This window comes from Deltaproteobacteria bacterium (assembly GCA_016219225.1).
Taxonomy (GTDB): domain Bacteria; phylum Desulfobacterota; class RBG-13-43-22; order RBG-13-43-22; family RBG-13-43-22; genus RBG-13-43-22.
Window position 1 is genome coordinate 1 of sequence record JACRBX010000060.1, and the last position, 4,633, is coordinate 4,633.

Here is a 4,633-nt window from a genome sequence, read left to right on the forward strand (position 1 = left end):
ATGACGGAAAGGAAATCGACGTTTTTTCAAAAGGCTAAACTGATACAAAAAAATGTATTTAAAATTAAAGGACGGGGCGTACTCCGTCTCTTATTTCAAATCCCGCGATTCCCTCGCATTATTTACCTTTAAACAAAGGTTTTCTTTTTTCGAGGAAGGCCGTTAGCGTTTCTTTGAAGTCCTCAGTTACCATATATTTCCCGGTGAAATCCGATTCTACGTCATACTTTTCTGCCAGACGGGCGTCAGCGTTGATGTTAAGAGCTTCCTTCCAGTAACGAAGCATTATCGGACTGTTGGTCATCAGGACGTTGGCGACCTCCGTGGCTGCTTCCATCAGCTTCTCGCCGGGGACGACCTTATAAACTGCTCCGTACTGTTTCAATTCCTGCGCCTTTATAGAGCAGCCAGTTAACGCCATGCACCTGACTACTTTCCCGGGTACCAGCAGAGAGAGCCATTGTGCTCCTCCGACAATTCCTATCTTGATTTCCGGGATGCCGAACACTGCTTCTTCGGAAGCGACCAATATGTCGCAGCAGGCCGCATAGCCGAGCCCAGCGCCAAACGCCGGGCCGTTAATTGCGCCAACAACTGGAACCCGGCACTGGTATACCGATCCCAAGCTATCCTTGACCATGTCCCGGTATTCGTGTCCATTGTCTATGTTGAGTTGCTGTAAATCTTTTACGTCGTTGCCAGCCACAAACATTTTTCCCTCTGCCCGCAAGATGGCCACTCTTATTTCGTCTATTTCGTTAATAGATCTGAATGTGTCCATAATTTCTTTGTATAATTGTCTATTTACCGCGTTGACCGGTGGGCGGTCGATAGTAACAATACCAACGTGATTTTGGACCGTCAGATTTACAAATTCCATGCGATTCATCCCTTTCCTGACATCTGTGGGTCGGAAGGTTTTGGCGCCCATGCCTGTTCATATTTCTGATAGGAGAGATTGTTTGCCATTTTTTCCCTTGATTCGAATTTAATTGAAACATTGTTTTAATTTATTAGCATAAATAAAACATTGTTTTTGAGATGTCAAGAAAAAAATCCCCTGAATATATAAAGATTATTTAATACGAAAATAGGATTCAAGGATTCCAGGATTCGAGGGTTCGAGGGTTCAAGGGTTTTAGATTCCAAGCCTTTCACTTGAATCCTTGGCCCCTGGACCCCTTGAATCCTTTTTCATGCTTCGTGGTGCCCCCAGGGGCATGGCGGTTTAATACGTTTAAGGCGAAGGATTTAAGATTGAATACAGATGGCAGTTAACAGGAAGAGACGGTCTTCCAAAAAAGAGGAAAGAAATAATCCAGAGAGTCCACCAGCTTCCATTGCCTGCCTCTGTAATACCAGATGGTAATTTCACGCTGAAGATGCATGAAGTAAAGGCTGGTAATCTGGACATTGTTAATAGTGGGGTCTATTTCACCACACGCCCTTCCATCGTCTGCGATTTTGGAAATTTGCTCGTGAATATCGTAGCGCGCGTAGGATTCGCGCTGCATCCAGGTGCGTGTGGGGACGGTGATGAAAAAGGATATGGCAAGGCTGGGGTTCCGGTCATAATAGTCCATGAGGGCCCAAAAGCTCTTGCGGAAACGCTCCTTAGTGTTTTTCAGGCCCTGGTCGTGCATGCTTGCAAGTTGCTTTATCTCGTCTATTTTTTCTTCCAGTATTTCGAGGATAAGATCTTCTTTGGATTTGAAATACTTGTAAATTGTTCCGGTGCTGAGCCCCGAGACCTTGCTGATTTTGCGAAGATTCACCTGATGAAAGTCGTTTTCAGCAAAAAAATCCAGTACCACCGAGTATAGCCTCTGTTTGATTTTCTCTGGAACCCTTACCGGGGTATCGTTTCCTTTTTTTGACATGAACACTCTTATCAATTTTATTACATTAATTAAAACATTGTTTCAACAAAATAGATAGGATCATTAAGAGGAAATGTCAAGAAGAGTATTTGCAACTCATTGTGCGGTCTTTAAGGTCGGTTAATCAAAGTAGCCAGATACCCGGCCCCGAAGCCGTTATCGATATTGACCACGCCCACTCCGGAAGCGCAGGAATTGAGCATCCCCAGGAGGGCGGCCAGGCCATTAAAGCTGGCCCCGTACCCTATGCTGGTGGGGACGGCAATGACCGGCCGGTCCACCAGCCCGCCCACTACACTGGGCAGGGCCCCTTCCATACCGGCCACCACGATCAGGACCGAAGCCGACAGGATTTTTTCCTGATTGGACATCAAACGGTGCAATCCGGAAATACCCACATCATACAGATAATCGGTGGGATTGCCCATGATCCGGGCCGTCAGCAAGGCTTCCTCGGCCACCGGGATGTCGGATGTCCCGGCCGAAATCACCAGGACCAGACCGCGTCCGGTCTGTTTTTTTATCGGTTGGGCGATACAGGTCAGGACCCTGGAAAGAGGATAATAAGTCGCTTCAGGAAAACTCTCAAGAACCGCCTCGGCCTTTGGGGGATCCAACCGGGTGACCAGGATGTTTTCTTTATTATTATTCATTCGGGCCATAATCTCAATAATTTGTCCCGAGGTCTTGCCTTCCCCGAAAATAACCTCCGGAAATCCTTTTCTGAGCGAACGGTGGTGGTCTATCCGGGCAAAGTCGATATCTTCAAAGGGGAGGTGCTTCATTTTTTTTACCGCCTGTTCGACGGACACCTCTCCATTCTTGACTTGGGTTAAAAGCTCTTTTAGATGGTCCGGATTCATAATTCCTCCCTGATGATTTTCAAAGCCTTTGGGCCACCAATTCGACGGTTTGAATTGATTTGATTTTAATGGCCGTTTTTTATAGAATACAAGGGTTCCCTCATTCTGTCAAATGGATCGTCTTTATGAAAAAACACCTGTCTTGGATAGAAATCAGCCTGACGGTTTCTCCGGAATTAAACGAGAGCTGCAGTTCTATTATTTTTGAAGAAACCGGCCAGGGTTCTTTTACAACGGAAATGGTCGGCCCGGACCAGGCATCCTCTCCCATCAAGGCCTATTTACCTAAGGATGAATCCTTCCGGGAAAATCTGTTAAAAATAAAAAAACGGATTGACGCCCTCTACACCTATTTCCCGGACTTCCCTCCCCCCTGCTGGGATCTGCGGCTGATTTTTGAAGAAAATTGGCAGGAAAACTGGAAACGATTCTTTAAGCCCCTTCGGGTATGCTCCAGGATTATCGTCTGCCCGACCTGGGAAGATTATGAAAAACAACCCGATGAGACCGTCTTGAGACTGGATCCGGGTCAGGCCTTTGGCACAGGCGGGCACACCAGCACCCGCCTTTGTCTGAAGGCCATAGAATCATTGGCAGAAGATCCTCTCCAAAGGGACTTTCTTTTTTCGCGGGTCCTGGATGCAGGAACCGGAAGCGGCATCCTGGCCTTGGCAGCGGCTTCTTTCGGGGCCGGATCGGTATTGGCCATTGATAATGATCCCTTGGCCGTAGAGGCCACCAAGGCCCATGTCAGTCTAAATGGATTAACGGCCATAATCCAGGTGGAATCAGCTACCCCGGAGGAAATTACTGGCCCTTTCTCCTTGATACTGGCCAACCTGACTCTAAATGAGCTGATCCCCCTGGCCCAGACGTTCAAACAATTGTTGTCCCCAAAGGGGGTCCTGGTGACTTCGGGTATCCTTGACTCTCAGGCCAGATCCCTGATAAGCTCATTTGTGAAAAACAAATTGGCCTTCCTTGGGTCGCACTTTGAAGAGGAATGGGCCTGTATCCTTTTCCAGGCAAGGCCCTAAAAGCTTCTTTTGCCATGCGCCGTTTTCATATCCCTTCCGAACAACTCCATGGCCCGCAGCCCTTTTTAGGCGGAGACGAAGCCAGACACCTCCTGCAGGTCCTCCGAATGAAAGTCGGGGATCAGGTGATTCTTTTTGACAATTCCAACCAGGAATACCAGGTTCGGATCCAATCCATTTCCGGAAACCAGGTCTATTTTGAAATTGAGGATCACCAGACTATAATAAGAGAATCCGCTCTCAAGATAACGATAGGAATCCCGTTGATCCGGCCTCAACCCTTTGAATGGATTTTGCAAAAAGGAACGGAATTAGGGGTCTCGGCCTTCCGGCCCTATTATTCAACCCATAGCCGGCGTAATTTTGAGAAATCAGAAATGGATTCCCGGATGAAACGCTGGCAAAGGATCCTTATCGAAGCAGCCAAACAATGCGAGCGAAACGTGTTGCCGGAATTTTTGCCACCCGTCCCCTTTTCCGACCTTTTAAAGGGATATCCGGAGGCCCTCAAGATCATCCCCTATGAAGAGGAATCTTCCAGGACCTTGGAAGAACTGAAACCGCCCTTGCAAACCCCTGTCCTGGCCCTGGTGGGGCCGGAAGGCGGTTTTCATAAAGATGAAATAAAACAAGCCGAAGGAAAAGGATTTATTCCCATTTCTTTAGGCCCGAGGATCTTGCGGTCAGAAACAGCCGCTCTCGCTTTGATCTGTTTGCTCCAATTTGTCTGGGGAGATATGGGTTTAAGACCTTCAGGCCCGGCTGATCCAGGCACCGGCAGAAGATAAAATTTCTACAAGGAAAATTAATGGGGTTAATTCCCCCGCTGTTCACTTGAATCCTTGACCCCTTG

The 4,633-nt window shown here is 47.6% G+C and carries 5 protein-coding genes; 2 read left to right on the plus strand and 3 right to left on the minus strand.

What is annotated here, in order from left to right:
- Nucleotides 1-118: 118 nt before the first annotated feature.
- From HY879_05200 to larB, 3 genes are all read right to left on the minus strand, one after another.
- Complete coding sequence (locus tag HY879_05200; GenBank protein ID MBI5602732.1) at nucleotides 119-880, minus strand: enoyl-CoA hydratase/isomerase family protein; 762 nt, start codon at nucleotides 878-880, stop codon at nucleotides 119-121.
- Between the two features lie 394 nt (nucleotides 881-1,274).
- Complete coding sequence (locus HY879_05205; GenBank protein ID MBI5602733.1) at nucleotides 1,275-1,814, minus strand: TetR/AcrR family transcriptional regulator; 540 nt, start codon at nucleotides 1,812-1,814, stop codon at nucleotides 1,275-1,277.
- Nucleotides 1,815-1,990: 176 nt separating this feature from the next.
- The gene (gene larB / locus HY879_05210; GenBank protein ID MBI5602734.1) at nucleotides 1,991-2,743 is read right to left on the minus strand and encodes a nickel pincer cofactor biosynthesis protein LarB; all 753 of its coding nucleotides are present in this window, start codon (nucleotides 2,741-2,743) and stop codon (nucleotides 1,991-1,993) included.
- 125 nt (nucleotides 2,744-2,868) lie between these two features.
- Between larB and prmA the strand changes: the two genes are divergently transcribed.
- Nucleotides 2,869-3,780 carry a 50S ribosomal protein L11 methyltransferase gene (gene prmA, locus HY879_05215; GenBank protein MBI5602735.1) on the plus strand — a complete coding sequence of 304 codons (912 nt, stop codon included), beginning with the start codon at nucleotides 2,869-2,871 and terminating at the stop codon, nucleotides 3,778-3,780.
- The gene (locus tag HY879_05220; protein MBI5602736.1) at nucleotides 3,747-4,568 is read left to right on the plus strand and encodes a 16S rRNA (uracil(1498)-N(3))-methyltransferase; all 822 of its coding nucleotides are present in this window, start codon (nucleotides 3,747-3,749) and stop codon (nucleotides 4,566-4,568) included. The genes prmA and HY879_05220 overlap by 34 nt, the downstream gene beginning before the upstream one ends.
- Nucleotides 4,569-4,633 lie beyond the last annotated feature (65 nt).

Coding starts and splice junctions, on each gene's coding strand:
- HY879_05200 (MBI5602732.1), bottom strand. CDS start 880: ATGGAATTTGTAAATCTGACGGTCCAAAATCACGTTGGTATTGTTACT.
- larB (MBI5602734.1), bottom strand. CDS start 2,743: ATGAATCCGGACCATCTAAAAGAGCTTTTAACCCAAGTCAAGAATGGA.
- prmA (MBI5602735.1), top strand. CDS start 2,869: ATGAAAAAACACCTGTCTTGGATAGAAATCAGCCTGACGGTTTCTCCG.
- HY879_05220 (MBI5602736.1), top strand. CDS start 3,747: ATGGGCCTGTATCCTTTTCCAGGCAAGGCCCTAAAAGCTTCTTTTGCC.